This window comes from Larkinella humicola, assembly GCF_008727875.1.
Taxonomy (GTDB): domain Bacteria; phylum Bacteroidota; class Bacteroidia; order Cytophagales; family Spirosomataceae; genus Larkinella; species Larkinella humicola.
The window spans coordinates 834,685-855,477 of the sequence record NZ_VTWS01000002.1; the positions used below are offsets into that span (position 1 = coordinate 834,685).

The 20,793-nt window shown below is 54.9% G+C and carries 17 protein-coding genes; 11 read left to right on the top strand and 6 right to left on the bottom strand.

The window, feature by feature from the left end:
• Positions 1-7: 7 nt before the first annotated feature.
• From F0P93_RS11325 to bshA, 5 genes are all read right to left on the bottom strand, one after another.
• Positions 8-337: a hypothetical protein gene (locus F0P93_RS11325; protein ID WP_150876442.1), complete on the bottom strand. Its 330-nt coding sequence runs from the start codon at positions 335-337 to the stop codon at positions 8-10.
• Positions 321-1,685, bottom strand: coding sequence for a nucleotide disphospho-sugar-binding domain-containing protein (locus tag F0P93_RS11330; protein WP_191908782.1), 1,365 nt, complete (start codon positions 1,683-1,685; stop codon positions 321-323). Before F0P93_RS11330 ends, F0P93_RS11325 begins: the two co-directional genes overlap by 17 nt.
• Positions 1,682-2,011 carry a hypothetical protein gene (locus tag F0P93_RS11335; protein ID WP_150876444.1) on the bottom strand — a complete coding sequence of 110 codons (330 nt, stop codon included), beginning with the start codon at positions 2,009-2,011 and terminating at the stop codon, positions 1,682-1,684. Before F0P93_RS11335 ends, F0P93_RS11330 begins: the two co-directional genes overlap by 4 nt.
• A 200-nt stretch (positions 2,012-2,211) precedes the next feature.
• Complete coding sequence (gene purQ, locus F0P93_RS11340) at positions 2,212-2,901, bottom strand: phosphoribosylformylglycinamidine synthase subunit PurQ (protein ID WP_138990006.1); 690 nt, start codon at positions 2,899-2,901, stop codon at positions 2,212-2,214.
• A gap of 62 nt (positions 2,902-2,963) precedes the next feature.
• Positions 2,964-4,100, bottom strand: coding sequence for an N-acetyl-alpha-D-glucosaminyl L-malate synthase BshA (gene bshA / locus F0P93_RS11345; RefSeq protein WP_150876445.1), 1,137 nt, complete (start codon positions 4,098-4,100; stop codon positions 2,964-2,966).
• A gap of 215 nt (positions 4,101-4,315) precedes the next feature.
• Here bshA and F0P93_RS11350 point away from each other — a divergent pair, with 215 nt between their 5' ends.
• Positions 4,316-5,215, top strand: coding sequence for a geranylgeranylglycerol-phosphate geranylgeranyltransferase (locus tag F0P93_RS11350; RefSeq protein WP_150876446.1), 900 nt, complete (start codon positions 4,316-4,318; stop codon positions 5,213-5,215).
• Between the two features lie 76 nt (positions 5,216-5,291).
• A complete protein-coding gene (locus F0P93_RS11355) occupies positions 5,292-5,993 on the top strand; it encodes a TapB family protein (RefSeq protein ID WP_150876447.1) in 702 nt (233 codons plus the stop codon).
• Between the two features lie 207 nt (positions 5,994-6,200).
• On the opposite strand, the gene F0P93_RS11360 is transcribed toward F0P93_RS11355, so the two are convergent.
• Positions 6,201-6,764 carry a hypothetical protein gene (locus tag F0P93_RS11360; RefSeq protein WP_150876448.1) on the bottom strand — a complete coding sequence of 188 codons (564 nt, stop codon included), beginning with the start codon at positions 6,762-6,764 and terminating at the stop codon, positions 6,201-6,203.
• A gap of 170 nt (positions 6,765-6,934) precedes the next feature.
• Here F0P93_RS11360 and F0P93_RS11365 point away from each other — a divergent pair, with 170 nt between their 5' ends.
• The 9 genes from F0P93_RS11365 to F0P93_RS11405 all read left to right on the top strand — a co-directional run bounded on the left by F0P93_RS11365 (position 6,935) and on the right by F0P93_RS11405 (position 20,749).
• Positions 6,935-7,315, top strand: coding sequence for a MerC domain-containing protein (locus F0P93_RS11365; protein WP_150876449.1), 381 nt, complete (start codon positions 6,935-6,937; stop codon positions 7,313-7,315).
• 542 nt (positions 7,316-7,857) lie between these two features.
• Entirely contained in the window at positions 7,858-8,841 is a 984-nt protein-coding gene (locus tag F0P93_RS11370) for a Gfo/Idh/MocA family protein (RefSeq protein ID WP_225309454.1), read from the top strand.
• Positions 8,842-8,956: 115 nt separating this feature from the next.
• Positions 8,957-12,064, top strand: a complete 3,108-nt coding sequence (locus F0P93_RS11375) for a SusC/RagA family TonB-linked outer membrane protein (RefSeq protein ID WP_191908783.1) — start codon at positions 8,957-8,959, stop codon at positions 12,062-12,064.
• Between the two features lie 13 nt (positions 12,065-12,077).
• A complete protein-coding gene (locus F0P93_RS11380) occupies positions 12,078-13,601 on the top strand; it encodes a RagB/SusD family nutrient uptake outer membrane protein (RefSeq protein ID WP_150876452.1) in 1,524 nt (507 codons plus the stop codon).
• 36 nt (positions 13,602-13,637) lie between these two features.
• Positions 13,638-15,950, top strand: coding sequence for an alpha/beta hydrolase (locus F0P93_RS11385; RefSeq protein ID WP_150876453.1), 2,313 nt, complete (start codon positions 13,638-13,640; stop codon positions 15,948-15,950).
• A 42-nt stretch (positions 15,951-15,992) separates the two neighbouring features.
• Positions 15,993-17,372 (top strand): Gfo/Idh/MocA family protein, encoded by a 1,380-nt coding sequence (locus F0P93_RS11390; RefSeq protein WP_150876454.1) that lies wholly within the window; start codon positions 15,993-15,995, stop codon positions 17,370-17,372.
• A 12-nt stretch (positions 17,373-17,384) separates the two neighbouring features.
• Positions 17,385-18,764: a sugar MFS transporter gene (locus F0P93_RS11395; protein WP_150876455.1), complete on the top strand. Its 1,380-nt coding sequence runs from the start codon at positions 17,385-17,387 to the stop codon at positions 18,762-18,764.
• The gene (gene nagA / locus F0P93_RS11400; protein WP_150876456.1) at positions 18,730-19,950 is read left to right on the top strand and encodes an N-acetylglucosamine-6-phosphate deacetylase; all 1,221 of its coding nucleotides are present in this window, start codon (positions 18,730-18,732) and stop codon (positions 19,948-19,950) included. Before F0P93_RS11395 ends, nagA begins: the two co-directional genes overlap by 35 nt.
• Before the next feature lie 31 nt (positions 19,951-19,981).
• A complete protein-coding gene (locus F0P93_RS11405) occupies positions 19,982-20,749 on the top strand; it encodes a glucosamine-6-phosphate deaminase (RefSeq protein WP_150876457.1) in 768 nt (255 codons plus the stop codon).
• Positions 20,750-20,793 lie beyond the last annotated feature (44 nt).

Consider the following 20,793-nt stretch of genomic DNA (forward strand, 5'->3'; position numbering starts at 1 on the left):
GTTGCAATTATCTGATATATACTGATCCTAACAAACCAGCAGTGCATGCACTAATTCCAGCAGCACCACCTGCGGCAATTGCTGGAATTCCTATTCCAGCAGTCATCAATGAGCCTGCAAAGGCAAGTACACCTATTCCCGCAACGCAACCTACGCCAGCCCAGGTTTGCCAATCTCCGCCATAAAGATCTTCCATTTGGCACATTTCAATTTTTTGCATAATGATGTATGTTTTACCGCCATTCCCCGTTGAATGACCCTCCAAACATCGCACTTCCCACTGCACTGAGAATGCAGTGGGAAAAAAATGTAGAAAAATTTTAAGATTTTTTTTCACCGAATAACGCAAATAAAGCCGTACTCCCGTCAAAATCCTGCAATTGCTCCCGGAATGCCAATAGTTTTTGCCTGAATTTTGGCTCCGTCAGCAGTTGAATCATCTTTTGCTCCATGTCCCCCGGGCGGTCTTTGCGCAGATTGCCGGTCAGTCCACAGCCGAAATAGGCCAGCCGGGCGGTATACCCGTTCTGGTCCCAGGTGTCGTTGAGCGGATAGGCCAGCATGGGAACCCCGCAAAGGACACCTTCCAACACCGAATTGGGGCCGCCGTGCGTTACAAACGCGTCGCAATGCCGGAGCATGTCCACCTGCGGGACCCGCTCAAAAATCCAGCCGTTCGGAATACGGTCCGGTAAAACCGCTTTCAATTCCGGCCCAACCGACAAAATTAACCGCCAGTTGGGTTGCCGGGCTGCGGCTGCGATCAGCCGTTGATAAAATCCCTTGAGCAAACGCGGTTTAGCGTGGGCGTTCGAGACGGTTCCCAAGGAAGCATACATCACTTTTACTTCCGGGTTCGTCTGCCGCTCCTGTGAAAGCTGCTTCAACATGGTTTGATAAGACGATGAAGGGTTTTCTACCCGCTCGGCATCGATCATCAACCCCAGATGCTGTTGAAAGGGATGAAGCGTTCGCTGCGGAAACTCAAAGGCCCGTGGGTACAGAATCCATTCCGGCAGGTTATCAAAACCGGTATAAAATGTTTTATCACGGCGAATCCGGTGGTCGTCGGGCAAGCCGTTCTGCCGAAACTTTTGCCGGATGATCCGGTGGTTGCTCCGGCCCAAATACAATAGGGTTTGCCCCAGTTGTTTGAAAGCCCGGTTTCGGTAATAGGTCCGCCACGCCCGACGGATGGCCCCGACGGAATCCTGACCGGGAATACGTTGGCTGTTTAAAGGCGGAGTAGCCGCATCTTCATAGGTCGACAACATGGTTTGCAGCAGAATCACCTCGATTCCTTTGTCTTTAATGAATGGGTACAACACGATAAAATCAGTGCTGTAATACGAATCGACGAAGATTAGGGCCGGTTTTAATGCTTCGACCGTACGCTGCAAATCGGCAGAGCGGGCGCGAAATGTTTTATCGGTAAAGCGATCCAGCAACGATTCCAGATACGACTCGCTTTTCTCTTTGTGCGTAGCTTCCTCTACCCCAATTCCAAACGGCAAACTCTGCAACCAATGCACCGCGAATCCCTGCCGGTGAATTTGCTGGGCCAGTTCAGGTTTCCCCAAATACCCGTAAACGATCTGATACCCATCGGATTGCAACTGCCTCGCCAGTTTGAACGTCAGATTCAAATGGCCGTAAGCCGGAACCATAAAAAAAAGGGCCGTCATACCCATAGCCGGATTAGACTTACAAAGCTTCCGTGAGCAACGGCAGTAGGCGCACCAAAACCGCCCGACAACTCCTCCATCTGCTCATCTTCTAACTTGCGCCGAAACCGAAAGACCAATTCCCCTTCTTCGGCATAGTAATACGTTCGTCGGATTGGGCAATACGCCAGCGGAACACCCAGCTCATTGACCAACTCGTCGCGGAGTTTATACCAGGCCCGTTCGCTAATGCCTAATTTCTGGGCTAATTCTTTGGGAGAACCGGTAGCTCGTTTCCGGACAAGACAATTCAGGGATTCGTACCGATTACAAAGTTTCTGAAGCATGGTCTCTACGAATGGTTAGGATTAGTTGTCAGACGTAGTTACGAGCCTAAAGTCACACCCGGTCGCCTTTATTTTGAAAACCGTTTGAGCAAACGGTCAATAAAGTAACTCGAATTTATAGACTGGTATCCAGAAGGTTATAAACGCGAAAAGTCGGCCACAGGAGCCGACTTTTCCAATGTCTTAAACGAACCGGATCGTTACACCAGAACCGTATTCAGCAACTGCTCCAGAATCAGCCGCCCGTCGGTATTGCCCAACAGCGAATCGGCCGCCCGTTCGGGGTGGGGCATCAGCCCGAACACATTTTTGCGTTCATTGGCCACGCCGGCAATGTTGTCCAGACTGCCGTTCGGATTGGCCTCGTCGGTGATGTTTCCCGCTTCGTCGCAATACCGGAAAATGATCTGATCGTTGTCGTTCAGTTCATTCAGGGAATCGGCATCAATGAAATACCGGCCTTCGCCGTGGGCAATGGGGATTTTATAGGCCCGATCGTCCAGACCGGCGGTTAGCAAAACGCTCTTCGATTGCGGACGGAGGTAGATATTTTTGCAAACGTATTTCTGGTTGGTGTTTCGCAGCAGAACGCCCGGAACCAGCCGCGCTTCGGCCAGAATCTGGAAACCATTGCAGATGCCCATCAGGTAACCACCCCGCTCGGCGTGTTTGATCACCTCGTTCATGATGGGCGAAAACCGGGCGACGGCCCCCGTGCGGAGGTAGTCCCCGTAGGAAAACCCGCCGGGCAGAATGATGAAATCACAGCCCTGCAAATCGTGGTCTTTGTGCCAGAGTTTGACGACATCCTGTTTCAGTTGATCACGCAGCGCGTCGACGGCGTCGTCGTCGCAGTTGGAGCCGGGGAATACTACTACACCGAATTTCATACGTTCTTGGTTTGTGGCAAAGTTAACACTTGTCGGGCAAAAAAATGCTAAAAACCGTTATTTCAGATCAGCGCCCGGCTTTCCATCACCACTTTTTCGTAGTAGGCTTCGTAGTGCGGCAGAATGCGCGAAATTTCAAACTCCTTCGCCCGCTCCAGCGCGTTATGCTTGAAGGTCGGCAGGTTGTTGTCATCCAGAATGTACAAGGCGTTTTTTACCATGTCGTCCACATCGCCGACGTTGCTCAAAAAACCGGTCACGCCGTGAACGTTCAGTTCGGGCAGGCCACCGGCGTTCGACGTAATGAGCGGCACTTCACAAGCCAGCGCTTCCAGAGCGGCCAGGCCGAAACTTTCGTTTTCGGACGGCATCAGGAACAAATCGGCCACCGACAAAACTTCCTCGACCGCATCCAGCTTGCCCAAAAACCGCACGTCCTGGTAAATGCCCATGTCTCGACACAGTTTCTCGATCCGCGCCCGCTCCGGACCATCGCCTGAAAGTAATAATTTACTGGGAATCTGCTGGTTGATTTTAGTAAAGATCTCGACCACATCGTCGATTCGCTTCACCCGCCGGAAGTTCGAGGTGTGAACGATCAGCTTCTCGCCATTCGGGCAAATCGCCATTTTGAAATGGTCTTTCTTCTGCCGTTTGAACCGGTCGAGGTCAATGAAATTCGGAATCACTTCGATGTCCCGGCGAATGGCAAACTGATCGAGCGTTTCCTGCCGCAGGTGTTCAGAAACCGCCGTTACGCCGTCCGACTCGTTGATGCTGAACGTCACCACCGGTTCGTAAGAGGCATCTTTGCCCACCAGCGTGATGTCGGTTCCGTGCAGCGTGGTGACGAAAGGAATATGCCGCCCCTGCGCCCGCAAAATCATTTTGGCCATGTAAGCCGCCGATGCGTGCGGAATGGCGTAATGAACGTGCAATAAATCCAGTTTTTCGTATTGGACGACGTTCACCATCGCGCTGGCCAAAGCCGTTTCATAAGGTGGAAACTGAAACAGCGGATACGTCGGTATATTGACTTCGTGGTAAAAAACGTTTTCGTTGAAAAAGTCCAACCGGGGCGGTTGCTGGTAGGTAATGAAGTGAACTTTGTGACCGGCTTTGGCCAGGGCCTTGCCCAGTTCCGTTGCCACCACACCACTTCCCCCGAATGTCGGGTAACACACTATGCCAATTTTCATAAAGTAGTAAAATGATGGAAGGACTGAGGGAGTGAAGGAATGCGGGAGTGATTTTACGGACACTCGTTCACTCCTTCGCTCCTCCAATCAGTTCCCATAACATCAATTCCGGTCAATTGTGTTCACGGATTCGGTTGGACGGAGAAAGATTTTAGCAGAGCCGGTGATTCGGCCCGGAAACCGTATCTTTGACTCACTGAATTTCACTTTCGGCTATGACCCCAAAAGTCCGGAGCCATTCGCCCCGCGCGGGTACTCCGCCATTTTACGTGTACATCCTGGGGTTTCTGCGGTTGATCCGGGTTCAAAACCTGCTCATCATCGTCGGTACGCAGTATTTTGCCCGCGTCACCCTCATCGGTCCGCGCGACAACTGGACCGGTTTGTTGCTGGATCCAAAGCTCTTTCTGCTTTCTGTGTCAACGGTTTTGATCGCAGCGGCCGGTTACATCATCAACGATTATTTCGACATCAAGATCGATCTGATCAACAAACCGGATCGGGTCATCATCGGGCGGTATCTGAAACGGCAAATTGCGATGGGATTACACCAGGGGCTGAATTTTCTGGGCGTCGTGATCGGTTTTTACCTCAGCAAATGGGTTTTCGTCGTCAACGTTCTGTCGGTCACATTGCTGTGGTTTTACTCGTCGACCTTCAAACGCCAGCCGTTTATCGGGAATTTTATCGTGGCTCTGCTTACGGCTCTGTCGCTGATTGTGCTGGCGGTTTTTTACCGGCAACAAGTCGATTTACTGCTCATCTATGCGTTGTTCTCCTTCGTCATCACGCTGGTTCGGGAAATCATCAAAGACATGGAAGACGTAAAAGGCGACGCCCGCTTCGGCTGCCGGACGCTGCCGATCGTCTGGGGTCTGCGCCGGACCAAGCAATTGCTGTACGTTATCATTGCGACCTTCATCCTTTCGCTCTTCACCATTGCCCATTCGCTGCAAAACGAGCAATTATTCTGGATGTTCGTCATTCTGCTGGTACCCATTGCGTGGCTCGTCTACCGGTTGGTTCGGGCCGACACCAAGCGGGATTTCGCCTACCTGAGTTCACTCTGCAAACTAATTATGCTCATTGGTGTCGTCAGTATGGCCTGGGTCTAACATCCGTTCACTCAATCCTTTGTTCCGGTCTGGCAAATTTTCGGTAGTTTCCAATTTCGTACCGAACTCCTTTTCCATGAAAACGCTGCTCCTCTTCTTTGCCCTCGGGTCAAGCACCCTCTTTGCCAATGCCCAGGACTGCCTGGGAATCCAATTTAAGCCAGGAACCAGCTACGAAATGCGGTCCTACAGCGCCAAAGACAAACCGGCCGGCCGGATGATATACACCATCAAGAATGTCAAAAGTGAAGGAGGTTCCACCTTGATCAGCGTCGTCATGCAGTCGTTCGACGACAAAGACAAACCGGCCCCGGAAATGGCGGTGACGTATACCTGTACGGGGGATGAACTCATCGCCGATCTGTCGGGTGTGGTGCTGGCGACCAATGACGCGATGAAAGACATGGAAGTGCGGATTAAAACCAACAAGCTGGTTTATCCCAAACAATTGAGCGCGGGCAGCACCCTGGCCGACGGCGAACTGGAAGCCGAGACCTACAACAAAGACACCAAAATGATGGATATGTCCATCAAGGTCGCCAACCGAAAAGTAGAAAGCAAAGAAAGCCTGACAACACCCGCCGGAACGTTCGATGTCTACAAAATCGGTTCCGACCTTAATCTGGTTAATAAAGTGATGGGAATTCCCGTCCGGGTTTCGTTCCGCTCCGTCAGCTACCGGGCCGCGGACGTACTGTTTGATATCAAAACCGAAACCTACACTAAAAACGGGAAACTGAAAGGGTACACGGTATTGAGTAAACTGAGTGATAAATGAGGCCCCTTTATCACTCAGCCCGATTATGGCTCTAGAACTTACGTGTGATAGTTATCCTATACTGATGCTTTCTGCCCCTAAATCCCCTAAAGGGGACTTGGACGCGGCAACATCCGGATTCAGAAAGTCCCCTTTAGGGGATTTAGGGGATTTAGGGGCAGAAAGCGTCAGTCGCTCTTTCATTCAATTCCAGATCTGACGGTTCACTTACTGCACCGTCAAATCGAAGTCCAGATTCACATCGTCGCTGCCCGGGGTTGGCGTGCCATCCTTCGCATTGGGCTGGTGACGGAGCTGGATTTTTAGTTTCCCGGCCCCGGCGGCATTCGTTTTGAACGTGCCTTTCAAACCGATGGGCAGGTTGTTGGCGTCCTTGTCGCCGTAGGTATAGGTTGCCAGAGTAGTCGGCGAAACCGTAAAGACGAACAAATGCTCATCACTTTCTTCGGCCACTTCCTTCGAAATATCGTCCGTGGGCGTTTTGCTTTCGTCTAATAACGCCACCGCCAGCTCGTAGGTTTTGTTGGATTTTAGCACGATTTTGTCAAATTGGGTGGCAGCCTGTCCCCCATCGCCGTCAGTATCCCGGTATGTAAATGTCTGGGTGGTTGTCGTGCCCGACTCCGTAAACTTCAGGTTGACGGTCGTAATCAATTCGTTTTCATCGGCCGGTTCGGGCTCATCGGCCTTGTCATTACAACCCGCTACCAGCACCAGCGACGCCCCCAGCGACAGCATCCACACCCATTGACGTGTTCGTTTTGCCTTCATTCTTCAATGCTTTTTAGTTTGTTTTAGCCAACGATCGGTCAGCAATCCGGCAGCAAAAGTATACACTCGCAACAAGGTTGCAAAAATAAATGCAACTTTATTGCAAATAATCTTGATCGGTACAAAACCATCTGTTTATTTTGCAATGATTACTGAGCAAACGGACGACTATGAAATGGGGAGTGCTAAACAGAAAGGCGGATTACATCGGAATTAGCGGATCGGTGTTGTGCATCATTCACTGCCTGATCACCCCCATTCTGCTCGTATCGTCGTCTTTTCTGGCGAACGACACGGTCCGGGTTGGTTACCTCAGTCTTGATTACATCTTCATCGGCGTCAACATGGTGGCGGTTTATTTTGCCACCCGGCATTTCACCACGCCCGCCATCAAAGCCTGCCTGTGGTTTTTCCTGAGCGTTTTTGCCGTGGCCATCGTGCTGGAAGATGTCAATGAAACCTTCGAATACCTCGGCTACGCAGCCTCTTTGGGCCTGGTTCTGACCCACCTCACCAACATCCGTCTTCACCGCCTGCGCCACGCGCATTAATCAAACGATTCCGTTTTTGCCCCACGGTCAATGGTCTTTTGACCCAAAATTTGCGAACTTCCATTCGTTGCCCTAAGCGTTTATCCCGTAGGGATCCAACAGCGCAGCGTCGGTAGACCAAAGAACCAACTATTCTCCCCGCGTGCCGTGAGGTACGCGACGATTTGTAACACCTGAAGGTCGCGTACCTCACGGCACGCAGGCGGGAGAACGACTCTCGTTTATCTACCGACGCTGCGCTGTTCAATCCCTACGGGATAAATGCCTGGGTGCAGGAATGCCTGTACCCGTACGGAAACAACTTCGCTATTTCTCCTCCGCCGACTTTCAATCCGGATGACCGGCAACCCGGCAGACAACCCCTTCCAAAACTAATTTTAATACAACTATTTACCCTTTAAATAGTATTTATTTAATAAATATAAAATTTATTTGGTTTATTAAATTTTGAATCCCACCTTTCGGGTACGTACACGTTTTCATAAACCCAGACCCTTATAGAATATTATATGGCAAATACACTCAATCGTAGAAAATTCTCAATGCTGGCGGCATCCGCCGGTTTGGGGTCCTACCTGCTTCCATTCGCAGCCTCCGGATCGGCGTCCGTGGGGCCACTCCAGGGGAAACGAGTGGGTATCATCGGGCTCGACACCTCCCACAGCATTGCCTTCACCAAAGAACTCAACAACCCAAGCCCTAATCCCGACTGGGCCGGGTATCGGTTGGTGGCGGCTTACCCCAAAGGCAGCAACGACATCGAAACCAGTGTCAAACGAATTCCGGGCTACATTGAGGAAGTCAAAAAACTTGGGGTTGAAATCGCGGATTCGATCGATGATTTGCTGCGTAAGGTAGACGTCGTGATGCTGGAAACCAACGACGGTCGGCTGCACCGGGAACAGGTTGCCAAGGTTTTTGCCGCGGGAAAACGCGTTTTCATCGACAAACCCATTGCCGCTTCGCTCACCGACGCCATTGCCATTTTTGACCTGGCGAAGAAGAAAAACATCCCCGTTTTCTCGGCATCGTCGCTGCGCTACATCAAAGGCATAGACAGCATCGACAAAAGCCTGGTCGTGGGTGCCGACACCTACAGCCCGGCGGTTTTGGAAAAAACGCATCCCGATCTGTTCTGGTACGGCATTCACGGCGTCGAAACGCTGTTTACGGCCATGGGAACGGGCTGTCAGAGTGTGACGCGGGTCCATACGCCCGATACCGACATCGTGATCGGTACCTGGAGCGACGGACGCGTGGGAACCTTTCGCGGAACCCGTACCGGCAAACACGAATACGGCGGCACGGTATATACCAAAAATGGCAACGTAACCTTGGGACCCTACGCCGGTTACAACCCACTGCTGAAAGACATCATCCACTTTTTTGAAACCGGTGAAACGCCCGTCAAGCCCGAAGAAACCATCGAACTTTTTGCCTTCATGGAAGCCGCCGACGAAAGCAAACGCCAGGGTGGCGTCGCCGTGAGCCTCGCCAGCGTGCTGAAAAAAGCGCAAAAATCGTAGTATCCTTTTTTAGTTCCGATTCCGGGTACGTACCCGGAATGCCTTTTCTGCTCAATTAACCCCCTTCATGAATTGGTTTATTTCCAGTTTTTCTCATGCTCAAATCCTTTACACTATGACAACTGCTCCCCAACGCCTGCGACGGCTCGTCTGGCAGGTAACCTGCCTCTGGTTGCTGGTTCTGCTGGCCAACCGGTCGGCAATGGCCCAAACTTCTACCCCGATTAAAGGGGTTATTCGGGATAACCTCGCCCAGTCGCCCCTGCCGGGTGCCAACGTAGCCATCAAAGGCACAACCCGGGGTGTTTCCACCGATGGCGACGGCAAGTACAGCATCGATGCCAAACCGAACGATGTACTCGTATTCTCTTACATCGGTTACACGACCCAGGAAGTAAAAATCGAAGGCCAGACGACCATCGACGTGCTGCTGCAACAGGCAGCTTCTTCACTCAACGAAGTGGTGGTAGTCGGTTACGGAACTCAGCTCAAGCGCGAACTGACCGGATCGGTTTCGTCGGTCAAAGCGGAAGAATTGCAAAAAGTAGCCACTAACAGCGTTACCTCGTCCCTGCAGGGGCGTGTTCCGGGTGTTTTCATCAGCCAAACCAGCGGTGCCCCCGGCGGTGGCGCTTCCGTTCGGATCCGGGGTGTCGGGACAACGGGCGGTAACCAGCCGCTGTATGTGGTCGACGGTTTTCCACTCGGTGGTGGGAATATGGGCATCAGTGGCAGTTCGGATCAAGTAGACGGTTTATCGATCATCAACCCAAATGACATCGAATCCGTCGAAATTCTGAAAGATGCTGCGGCTGCGGCCATTTACGGAGCGCGGGCCGCCAACGGCGTTATTCTGATCACGACCAAACGCGGAAAAGAAGGCCAGGCAAAAGTGAGCCTGAACGCGTATACCGGGATTCAGCAACTGTGGAAAAAGCCCGAATTTCTGAACGGGCAGGAATTTGCAACCTTAGCCAACGAACTGTATACCAACTCCGGCATGGCACCCAATCCGGAATGGGCCAACCCGGCTTCCTTCGGTCAGGGAACCGACTGGATCGGCGAAGTTTTCAGCAGTGCGCCGGTACAAAACGTGGATCTTAGCATTTCGGGTGGCAGCCAGAAACTGAAAGGCGCCCTGACCCTCGGCTACCGGGACCAGCAGGGAACGCTCATCGAAACCTGGTACAAACGCTACACGGCCCGGGCTACCGCCGACCTGATCGTAACGAACAAACTGAAGTTTGGCGGAACGATGGCCCTCACCTACTCTCAGGCCAAAGGACAGCAAAACCAGGATCTGCGGATCGGTATTTTCAACCTCGCCCAGCAGTTTTATCCGACCCTGGGGCCCAGCGCCGTGGTCAATGGATCGTCTGCCTATTACACGACCCAGGGTGACAACCCGCTGCTCCGGGCCAATTCCATCGAAAATTACCTCTACAACCTGCGCATCTACGGCAACATGTTCGGTGAATACGAGGTCATTAAGGGACTCAAATGGCGCACCAGCGTGGGCATCGACGCCAGCAACAACCGGTCGACGACTTGGGAACCGAAAGCCGAACGTGGCCATTACCGCAACCTGCAGGCTCGGCTGGGCAACACGTTTACGCAGGGACTTAACTGGCTGGTTGAAAACACGCTCTCCTATTCCACGGATGTGGGGGCACACCGCATCAGCGCGGTTGTGGGGCAAACCGCCCAGAAAAACGTTTCGGACTGGGTTTCCGTAACGGCGCTGGATTTCCAGAATGAGCAATTACAGGTCATCAACGGCAGCAACGATACGCAGCGCCGGGCGAGTGGCACCGGTTCGCTCTATTCACTGGCATCGTATTTAGGCCGGGTCAATTATTCATACAAAGAGCGGTATTTGCTCTCGGTCAGCATGCGACGCGACGGTTCGTCCAACTTCGGACCGAAGCACAAATGGGGCAATTTCCCGTCGGTTTCGGCGGGCTGGAACCTGTCGGACGAAGCGTTTATGAAAGGCATTCCCGCCATTAACTCGCTGAAACTGCGCGGAAGCTGGGGGCAGTTGGGGAACGACGCCATCGGCTCTTTCGGCTATCTGAGCACGATCCAGATCGGAACCGTCAACGACAACTACGTGCTGGGTACCAACCAGGGACTGGTCATCGGAGCGAGCATGTCGCGGCCCGGTAACCCCAACCTGAAGTGGGAAATCAGTGAACAAACCAACTTCGGGATCGACGCGTCGTTCTTCAACGACCGGCTGTATCTGACGACGGATTACTACGTCAAAAACACCAAAGACATGCTGGTGAGTCTGCCGGTTTCGGTGGAAGCCGGTTTCCAGAATGCGCCCTCCGTCAACGGCGGCAAGGTTCAAAACCGGGGCTGGGAGTTTTTACTCGGCTACCGAGGCAAGGTCGGCCAGTTCCGGTATGACGTCAATACGAACATTTCGACGCTCAAAAACGAAGTCAAAAGCCTGGGCGTCGGCCAGCCGATCACGGGGGCTACCGTATCCAGCTACTTCGACATGCGGGCGACCTACACCGAAGTGGGGCAACCGATTGGGTATTACCGGGGCTATCAGGTCGATGGCATCTACCAAACCAATGAGGAGGTCAACAAAGTGCTGCAACCCAACGCCAAAGCGGGCGACTTCCGGTTTCGGGATATCAACGGCGACAACCAGTTGACGGATCAGGATCAGGTGCGGATCGGAAGTCCGTGGCCAACGCTGATGTATGGCGCCAACGCCGATCTGTCGTACAAAGGCTTTGACCTGAACATCATCGTGCAGGGCATCGGCGGCAGCCAGATTTACAACGCCAACCGCCGGTCGGTGTATCCGCTGAAGTATTTTGGGGGATCGGGCGTCATCAACGGTGTGAAGGACGTACTGAACCGCTGGACACCCGGCAGTGGCCGCAATGACGTACCCCGGTTGCAGTATACCGATGCCAACGGAAATTTCGGAAACAGCTCGACTTTTTACGTCGAAGACGGCGATTACCTCCGGATTCGGAACGTCACGCTAGGCTACCGGATTCCGGCATCGCTGCTGTCCAGAACCCGGGCGTTCCAGGGTGCGCGCGTGTACGTATCGGCCCAAAACCTGTTCACGTTCACGAAATATTCGGGTTTCGATCCCGAAATCGGCAGCCTGAATCCGTTGCAGGCCGGGATCGACGATGGTGTTTATCCGCAACCCCGGACGTTCATGGCGGGTATCAATCTGAACTTTTAATCCAACCGAACTCATGCGCAAGTATATCAACTACCTGGCCCTCACCGGTTTTCTGCTGACGGCCACTGCGTGCAGTGATTCGTTTCTGACACTGACGCCCAAGGATGTTTTGACCGATGCCAATTTCTTCCTGACCGAATCGGATGCCCAGGCGGCACTGATCGGCACCTATGCGGTTTTGCAACGCGAGGAAACGTTTACGAACGTCCGCGATGCCGCCGATATTGAGTGGGCGATGTCGGGCGATATGTATGAAATGGACGGCAGTGCCAACCGGATCGAACTGCATTCGCTGAACCTGCCGTCGAGCAACACCATCATCCGGGACGTTTATCAGGCGGCCTATCAGGGCATTGGCCGGGCCAATCTGGTAATCGACGGAGCGACCAAAATGAGCGGCATCAACCCGGCCAATCAGGCTCTTATTCTGGGGCAGGCGCGGTTTCTTCGGGCGTTGTTCTATTACCGGCTCGTCAATTACTTCGGCGGGGTGCCGCTGATTACCGAAAAACTGGATGCCTCCTCCAACCTCGCCATTCCGCGGGCCACAGCGGCCGAAACCTGGAAACAGATCGAAACCGATTTGCAGGAAGCCGCCAGGGCGCTGCCAACGGCCTGGACCGGAACCGCCGACGTGGGCCGGGCCACCAAAGGAGCCGCTCTGGGATACCTGGTGAAAGCCAGCCTGTGGCAGCAAAAGTGGGCCGACGCCGTCAAATACAGCGAAGAACTGATCGCAACCGGGGCCTACGACCTGATTCCCAACTTCCGGGACGTATTTCGCGAAGCCAACGAAAACAACAAGGAGATTTTGTTCTCGACCCAGTTTCGGGTTTCCCCGGATGCAGAAGGCAACAACCTCGTGAAGCGGACGGCCCCGCGCGGATCGCCGTCGCAATACAGCGGGAGTGCCGCCTGGAGTAACTTTGTTCCGCAACCGCAATGGGTGAACGCCTTTGAGAAAGAGACCAGTGGCAAAATCAAAGACAAACGCTACTGGAGCGTCATCATCGGGCCGGGCGAAGCGCACCAGGACATGCCCGCGTTTGTGATGCCGAAAGACGTACCGGCGGGCTGGTCGCGAACGGGCTACATCGTTACCAAATACTGGGAAGGCCCGGTTTTGAACAACGGAGGCATCAATCCGCCCATTCTGCGGTTTGCCGAAGCCTTGCTCAATTACGCCGAAGCCCTCAACGAAGTGGGGCGCTCGCAGGACGCCATGCAGCAGGTCAACCGCATCCGCGCACGGGCCGGTCTGGCGGCCAAACCGGCCACGCTGAACAAAGCGGAAGTGCTGGATGCGGTTTTCTACGAACGCCGGATGGAATTCATCTGGGAACCGGCGGGGGCGTTCTCGGACCTCAACCGACGCGGGCGCTTCATTGACTTTATCAAGGCCAACCGCCCCAACATCAAAGACCTGGAAATTGACAAAAAACCGTGGCTAAGCACCGTCCCCATCCGGTTTCCGATTCCGCGCGATGCCTGGAACCGGAACAAGGCCCTGGAGCAAAATCCACATTATACTTTTTAAGTGGGTAAAGCCCGTTTGTCAAACCCTTTCTCAACCATGCGCTATTCGCTTCGCCTGATTTTGATCCTTCTGTTAACCGGCCCGCTGGCAACCTCGCTTTGGGCGCAGGCTGATCGGGCCCGGCGGAAACAATATCTGGAAGAATCCCTGCGGCTGAATGTGCAGCAGGACCACCGGCATCCGATCAGCCGACGGGTGACGCTTCAGGACAGCACCTGGCTGGATTGGCAACGGCGAACGGGCGAATTACCCCCCGATTTTTCCGCACTTCCGTCCGTACCGTTTCTGCCCGACCCGCTGATGTCGGGCACGACCGGAAAACGCATCCAAACCGCAGCCGACTGGTCGCAGGAACGAAACCGGATCAGGCGGGAATTTCAGCACTGGATCGGCGGAACCGTCCCCCCGGCTCCGGCATCCGTCACCCCCCGGATTCTTTCGGATCGCACCGAAGGGGCCGTCCGGATTCAACGGATCGAACTATCGTTTGGTCCCGAAAACCGCGCCCGAATGACGCTGGAACTGATGATTCCGCCGGGAAAAGGAACCTTGCCGGTTTACATGACGCCCGTGACCCACCGGGGTTGGGCGCAACTGGCCGTCAAGCGCGGCTACATCGGTTGCGTGTATGCCGGGGCCGATACGCAGGACGACACGCAGGCCTATCAGGCTCTTTACCCCGACTATGACTTTACCGGTTTGATGCGCCGGGCCTGGGGTGCTTCGCGGGTAGTGGATTACCTAGTTACGCGAAACGAAGTCAATCCGGCCCAGATCGCCATTACGGGGCATTCGCGCAATGGCAAGCAGGCGTTGTGGGCGGCTGCGTTCGACGAGCGGTTTGCGGCTGTCATTTCCAGCAGTTGCGGAACGGGCGGCATCACCCCCTGGCGGTTTAGCGACCCGCAATACGGCAACCAGACCATCGACGACATTTGCGCCAACGCGGCCCACTGGTTTCACCCGCGTCTGCGGTTTTTCTTCGGGCGGGAAGACCGCCTGCCCATCGACCAGAACCAGCTTCTGGCCCTGATCGCTCCGCGCAGTTTGCTGCTCACCTACTCGACGGTGGAACGGCAGTTGAATCCGTGGGCGAACGAGCAATGTTACCAGTCCGTAAAAACCGTCTATGATTTTCTGAAATCGCCCGAAAAAATTGGCCTGCTTCCCCGCATGGGCGAACATGCCGTCACGACCCGGGATGTGGAACGGTGCCTGGATTTTCTGGACAACCAGTTCAAACGAAAAACCGCCCGCTGGGAAAACGTCCGGTATTGTGATTTTTCCTATCCGAACTGGCTCCGAACGACTAAAACCGTACGTCCCTCCTGGCCCGCGATCCGCCTGAACGAAGCCAAAGATACCGTTGCGCTGGGTCGCCAGAAGCAGGCCATCCGGGCACGTCTCAACTGGTTGCTGGGGGATGAACCCGCCGGAGTGAAACCCAATCCCGTAGCGCCCACCACCATCGACCGCGTCGACTGGATCGACGGCATCACGGGCCGCCCCAAACCCAAACGCGCGACAATTACGCATCTGGGGCCGTATACCGCCATGGGCGACCACCTGAGCGGCACCCTGTACCAGCCGGATGGTCCGTTGAAGCCAGGCAAAAAGAGACCCGTTGTCATTTACCTGCATTCTTACAATTACAACACCGGCTACGCCGTTGGCTACAAACCCGAGGGCGGGCGGGGTAATGAAGTGCTGTTTCAGGAGATGCTGGATCAGGGCTTTGCGGTTCTGGCCATCGACCTGCTGGGATTCGGCAACCGCCTGGAAGAAGGCACCTACTTTTACGAACGCTTCCCGGCCTGGTCCAAAATGGGCAAAATGGTGAGCGATGTCCGCGCGTGTGTCGATGCGCTTGAAACTTACGAAGGCCTTGACAACCGGCAGATTTATGTACTGGGTGAAACCATCGGCGGCCGCGTTGCCCTGATGGCGGCTGCGCTCGATCAACGGATCGCGGGCGTCGCCGTTGTGGCTGCGTTTTCGCCCTGGCGGACGAGTACGAAGCAGCATGAAAGCCTGAGAAATGACGCTTACCAACACGGTTTTTTGCCCCGGCTGGGCTTGTTTGCCGAAAACCCGCAACAGGCACCGGTCGATTATGACGAAATTATGGCCTGCATTGCCCCGCGTCCGCTGCTGGTGATCGCGCCCAGCCTGAACCGTCATGCCGATCCGTCGGCAGTGCAGTCGGCCATGGAGCGGGTTAAAACCGTCTACGGTATCTACCAGGAAACCAGCGCCTTGCAATTTCAGACCCCACCGGAAATCAACCGGATCACCACGCCCATGCGGGCGGACCTGACGCGGTTTCTGGTACAGGCAGACAAGCCCTAACATCAACACAGGCAACCCTTTTTCAACTTAATCGTGAGTATAATGAGCCAATCGAAATTAAAGAACGAAAACACAGCCGGTTCAAAATCGCGGAGGACCTTTCTGGGCCAGACGCTGGCGGGAACAGCCGCGTTAAGCCTGGGCGGTATGCTGCCCGGTTTTAGTCCCAAAAGTTACGCCCGAATTCTGGGGGCCAACGAACGCATTCAGGTGGGCATGATGGGCGTCAATAGCCGCGGACTGGCGCTGGCGACCAATTTTGCGCTGCAACCCAACTGCGAAATCCGGTCGGTTTCGGACGTCGACACCCGCGCGGCTGACAAGTGCATCACCACCGTGGAAGGCATTCAGAAATCCAAACCCAAAGCTGTTCCCGATTTCCGGAAGGCACTGGAAGACAAAGACCTGGATGCGCTGGTGGTGGCGGCCCCGGATCACTGGCACGCTCCAGCCGCCATTCTGGCGTCGAAAGCCGGGAAACACGTCTATCTGGAAAAACCGTGCAGCCACAACCCGAACGAGGGCGAAATTCTGGTAGCGGCTGCTAAGAAGTACAAAAACGTGATTCAGATGGGCAACCAGCGCCGGTCGTGGCCCAACGTGGCCGCCGGGGTCAAGGCGGTTCGGGATGGCGTGATCGGTCGGGCGTATTTTGCCAAAGGCTGGTATACCAACAACCGCCCGTCCATCGGCGTCGGGAAAGAAGCGGCCGTTCCGTCGTGGCTGAACTACGATCTGTGGCAGGGACCCGCGCCCCGGATGGCGTTCAAAGACAATCTGCTGCACTACAACTGGCACTGGTTCTGGCACTGGGGAACGGGCGAAGCCCTCAACAACGGCACGCACATGCTGGATCTGATGCGCTGGGGCCTGAACGTGGAGTATCCCAACCGGGTAACTTCCTCGGGCGGACGGTATCGCTACAAAGACGACTGGGAAACACCTGATACCCAAGTAATCAACCTCGAATTTGCCAACAATACCGGCATGACGTGGGAAGGCCGGAGTTGCAACGGACGCACCATCGAAGGCAGCAGCGTCGGCGTTATTTTCTACGGCGACACCGGTTCGTTGCAGATCGACGGGGGCAATGCCTACCGGATTTACGATCTGGAAAACAAGCTGGTGAAGGAGGTCAAGAACGACGTGGTGATCAACGCCCGCGACCGGATGAACCCCTCGCAGGTGCTGGACGCGATTCACATCCAGAATTTCTTTGATGGCATCAAAAAAGGGACGGCCCCGAACGCCGATATTTTGAGTGGTCACCAGAGTACACTGCTCTGTCAGTTGGGTAATATCGCCCTGCGGTCGGGCGGAACGCTGGAAATTGACCCGACCAACGGCCACATCAAAAACAACCGCCAGGCGCAGCAGTACTGGAAACGCGACTACCAGCGGGGCTGGGAACCCACCGTTTAGATTCATAATCGCATGAAAAACCAAACCAAGACGGTTGACGTAGGGTCGCTGAGCCAGCGGGATACGCGGATTTCCATCGCCCTGATCGGGCTGCTATTTTTCGTTTTCGGGTTTGTGACCTGGGTCAACGCCATCCTGATTCCTTATTTCAAGATTGCCTGCGAACTCACGAACTTCCAGTCGTATCTGGTCACCTTCGCGTTTTACATTTCGTATTTCGTGATGTCGGTGCCGTCGTCGTATCTGCTGAAAGCCACCGGTTTTAAGAAAGGCATGATGATCGGTTTCTGGATCATGGCGGTGGGCGCGTTCATTTTCGTCCCGGCCGCCCTGACGCGAACCTACGAAATTTTTCTGCTGGGACTGTTCATGATCGGCGTCGGGCTGGCGGTTCTGCAAACGGCGGCCAATCCCTACATCACGGTTTTGGGACCGAAAGAACGGGCTGCCCAGCGCATCAGCATCATGGGCATCGGCAACAAGGGGGCCGGGATTCTGGCTCCGATTCTGTTTGCCGCCGTGATTCTGCGGGCCACCGACACCGACCTGTTCAGCCAGTTGCCGGGCATGTCGCCCATCGAAAAAGCCCAGGCGTTGGACGAGCTGGTCCGGCGCGTGATCGTTCCGTATACGGTGATGGGCTTCGTGCTGATCGGGCTGGGCATTCTGGTTCGCTACTCGCCCCTACCCGAAATCAATACCGAACAGGAAACCTCCGAAGTGGCGGCTGCCAATTCCGGAAAAACGTCGGTGCTTCAGTTTCCGCACCTGGTGCTGGGCGCAATCGCCATTTTTCTGCACGTCGGCACGCAGGTGATTTCCATCGATACGATCATTGGTTACGCCAGTTCGATGGGCATTTCGCTGCTGGAAGCCAAAACGTTTCCGTCGTATACGCTCTTTGCCGCCATCTGCGGGTATCTGCTGGGCATCATCCTGATTCCCAAACGCATCAGCCAGGTGAACGTCTTCAGAATCTGTACGTTGCTGGGGCTGGCGTTCACGTTACTGATTATCTTCGCGAAAAGCAGCGTAATCTTTCTGGGTCATCAGGCCGACGTTTCCATCTGGTTTATCGTGTTGCTGGGACTGGCCAACTCGCTGGTCTGGGCCAGCATCTGGCCATTGGCGCTCGACGGTCTGGGGCGGTTTACGAAAGTGGGGGCCGCGTTGCTGATCATGGGCCTGAGCGGCAATGCCATTCTGCCGTTGGTGTATGGGTATCTTGCTGATCAATACGGACTTCGGGAAGCCTATTGGGTTCTGTTTCCCTGCTACTTATATTTGGCTTATTATGCCTTTTACGGTCACCGCATTCGCCGGTGGCGGATTTCGGGGGCGGCTAAAACACCTGTTCATGAACAACACTGGCAACGCACCACAACGGATTAAAGTTACCAACGCCCGGATTCTGACCCCCTACCGGATCATTCCCCACGGCACGATCCTGATTACGGGAAAAACGATCACGGAAATCAGCGAGCGCGACATCGACGTCCCCGACGCACTGGAACTGGATGCCGGGGGAGCGTATGTGTCGCCCGGTTTTATCGACCTGCACGTCCACGGCGGGGGCGGGTACGACTTTATGGACGGCAGCGAGGAAGCCTTTCTGCGCATCGCCGAACTCCACGCCCAATACGGCACCACCGCAATGGTGCCGACGACCCTGACCAGCACGCGCCAGGAATTGTTCAACACGCTGGAAATTTACGAGAAAGCGAACGCCAAAAATACCGCTGGCGCCCGGTTTCTGGGTATGCACCTCGAAGGGCCGTACTTTGCCATGAGCCAGCGGGGAGCCCAGGACCCGCGCTACATCCGCGATCCCGATCCGGACGAATACCAGGAAGTGCTGGCGCGTTCGTCGTCCGTGACGCGCTGGAGTGCCGCGCCCGAACTCAAGGGTGCGCTCAAGTTCGGGCAATTCCTTCGTTCAAAGGGCGTGCTGGCGGCTGTTGCGCATACCGACGCAGTGTATGAAGAAGTGCTGGCGGCTGTCGAAAATGGCTATTCGCTGGCCACGCACCTGTACAGCGCGATGTCGGGCGTTACCCGCCGGAACAGTTTTCGGTATGCCGGGGTGATCGAAAGTGCGTATTTGCTGGATCAGATGGACGTGGAACTCATTGCCGATGGCGTGCATTTACCGGCCCCACTGCTCAAACTGGCCTATAAAATCAAGGGGGCTGAACGAACCGCCCTGATCACGGACGCCATGCGGGCCGCCGGAATGCCCCCGGGCAACAGCATTCTGGGCAGCCTCCACAACGGAACCGAGGTGATAGTAGAAGATGGCGTTGCCAAAATGCCGGATCGTCAGGCTTTTGCCGGTAGCGTCGCCACCGCCGACCGGCTGGTGCGCACCATGATCAACCTGGCCGACATTCCGCTGCTCGACACCATCCGCATGATCAGCAGCACCCCGGCTCGGATCATGGGCGTTGCCGATCGGAAAGGGATTCTGGCACCGGGGAAAGACGCGGATCTGGTGTTTTTTGATGCCGATATTTCAATACAACTGACGATGGTTGAAGGACGGATTGTCTACCAGCGTGAAAGCATCCCCGTCTTTTAAACCCTATACGAAGAAAATACCATCCATCCGAATGATTAGTCAATCGAATACCAACCAACTTGATTTTCGCCGGTTCGACAACCGGAACCAACTGGGCGACAGTGCCGCACAAACCGTGGGCAACTGCCTGCGAACCCTGCTGGCCGAACAGGCAACCGTTTCCGTGATTTTTGCCGCAGCCCCGTCGCAGGAAGAATTTCTGGCGGCTTTGTGCCAGGAAGAAAACATCGACTGGAGCCGGATTCACGCTTTTCACATGGACGAATACGTCCAGTTGGCCGAGGACGCCCCGCAGCGGTTCGGCAATTTTTTGAAAGAACGGATTTTCGACCGGGTGCCTTTCCAAACCGTTAACTACTTGAACGGCAACGCCCCGGATCTGGCGGCCGAGTGCCAGCGGTACAGCGATCTCCTGAAGCAACACGCCGTCGATGTGGTTTGCATGGGCATTGGCGAAAACTGCCACATCGCCTTCAACGACCCCCACGTCGCCGATTTCAACGACCCGGTTTTGGTCAAGGTCGTCGATCTGGACCAGGCCTGCCGCCAGCAACAGGTGAATGATGAGTGCTTTACGGTTTTTGAAGACGTGCCAACACACGCCCTGACGCTGACGGTTCCGGCCCTGATGCAGGCGCCCCACGTTTTTTGCATGGTGCCCGGCGTCAACAAAGCGCAGGCCATCTACCACACGCTGCATTCACCGGTCAGCGAGCAGTATCCTTCCACCATTCTGCGGCTGCACGAAGATGCGGTTTTGTTCGTCGACACCGACAGTGCCTCCCGCTTACCCCAATGATCCTACTTGTTGTCGCCCGCATCTCGCGGGCGACAACAAGTAGG

Excerpts from the sequence above, each read along its gene's own strand:
- F0P93_RS11330 (WP_191908782.1), bottom strand. The coding sequence starts at position 1,685 with ATGACGGCCCTTTTTTTTATGGTTCCGGCTTACGGCCATTTGAATCTG.
- F0P93_RS11335 (WP_150876444.1), bottom strand. The coding sequence starts at position 2,011 with ATGCTTCAGAAACTTTGTAATCGGTACGAATCCCTGAATTGTCTTGTC.
- purQ (WP_138990006.1), bottom strand. The coding sequence starts at position 2,901 with ATGAAATTCGGTGTAGTAGTATTCCCCGGCTCCAACTGCGACGACGAC.
- bshA (WP_150876445.1), bottom strand. The coding sequence starts at position 4,100 with ATGAAAATTGGCATAGTGTGTTACCCGACATTCGGGGGAAGTGGTGTG.
- F0P93_RS11350 (WP_150876446.1), top strand. The coding sequence starts at position 4,316 with ATGACCCCAAAAGTCCGGAGCCATTCGCCCCGCGCGGGTACTCCGCCA.
- F0P93_RS11355 (WP_150876447.1), top strand. The coding sequence starts at position 5,292 with ATGAAAACGCTGCTCCTCTTCTTTGCCCTCGGGTCAAGCACCCTCTTT.
- F0P93_RS11360 (WP_150876448.1), bottom strand. The coding sequence starts at position 6,764 with ATGAAGGCAAAACGAACACGTCAATGGGTGTGGATGCTGTCGCTGGGG.
- F0P93_RS11365 (WP_150876449.1), top strand. The coding sequence starts at position 6,935 with ATGAAATGGGGAGTGCTAAACAGAAAGGCGGATTACATCGGAATTAGC.
- F0P93_RS11370 (WP_225309454.1), top strand. The coding sequence starts at position 7,858 with ATGCTGGCGGCATCCGCCGGTTTGGGGTCCTACCTGCTTCCATTCGCA.
- F0P93_RS11375 (WP_191908783.1), top strand. The coding sequence starts at position 8,957 with ATGACAACTGCTCCCCAACGCCTGCGACGGCTCGTCTGGCAGGTAACC.
- F0P93_RS11380 (WP_150876452.1), top strand. The coding sequence starts at position 12,078 with ATGCGCAAGTATATCAACTACCTGGCCCTCACCGGTTTTCTGCTGACG.
- F0P93_RS11385 (WP_150876453.1), top strand. The coding sequence starts at position 13,638 with ATGCGCTATTCGCTTCGCCTGATTTTGATCCTTCTGTTAACCGGCCCG.
- F0P93_RS11390 (WP_150876454.1), top strand. The coding sequence starts at position 15,993 with ATGAGCCAATCGAAATTAAAGAACGAAAACACAGCCGGTTCAAAATCG.
- F0P93_RS11395 (WP_150876455.1), top strand. The coding sequence starts at position 17,385 with ATGAAAAACCAAACCAAGACGGTTGACGTAGGGTCGCTGAGCCAGCGG.
- nagA (WP_150876456.1), top strand. The coding sequence starts at position 18,730 with ATGAACAACACTGGCAACGCACCACAACGGATTAAAGTTACCAACGCC.
- F0P93_RS11405 (WP_150876457.1), top strand. The coding sequence starts at position 19,982 with ATGATTAGTCAATCGAATACCAACCAACTTGATTTTCGCCGGTTCGAC.